At 63.8% G+C, this 539-nt stretch carries 1 protein-coding gene; it reads right to left on the bottom strand.

Features of this window, described 5'->3' with window-relative positions; genetic code table 11:
• Positions 1 to 539 (bottom strand): Ig-like domain-containing protein (locus tag AC1DIH_RS28170; RefSeq protein ID WP_477774093.1); only part of this gene is annotated, 539 nt, incomplete at both ends.

The following is a 539-nucleotide window of genomic DNA, read 5'->3' as shown; positions in this document are numbered from 1 at the left end:
GTGGTGCCCGCGCCGACGTTGCCGGAACCGTTCTGCACGCCGGTGTTGTCCAGGGTGATCAGGTTGGTGGCGTCGGTAATGGCGCTGGTCGGGGTGAAGGTCGCCGTCCAGGTGATCCCGCCATCGCTGCTGCTGACCGCGGTCAGCGTGCCGTTGGYRATSGTCAGGTCRGCGTTGGTGAARCCGGTCACCGCCTCGGAGAAGGTGATGGTCACCAGCGAGGTTTCACCGATATTCAAGGCGTTGTCAGCCACCACGATGGTCGCCGTYGGACGCACGGTGTCGATGGTGAAGTTGGCGGAGTCGGTGGTGCCGCTACCGGCGTTACCGGCCAGATCGGCGACGCCGGTGTTAGCCAGGGTGATCACGTTGGTGGTGTCTTTTATGCCGGCAGTCGGGGTGAAGGTGGCGGTCCAGGTGATCCCGCCATCACTGGAACTGACGCTGGTCAGGGTGCCGTTGGGCACGCTGAGGTCACTGTTGTCGAAACCGGTGACTGCCTCGGAGAAGGTAATGGTCACCAGCGATGTCTGCCCGGC

This window comes from Pseudomonas sp. 05N36, from assembly GCF_056397385.1.
The sequence above is the reverse complement of the archived record's forward strand: the minus strand, read 5'-3'. Positions and strand labels throughout refer to the sequence as shown.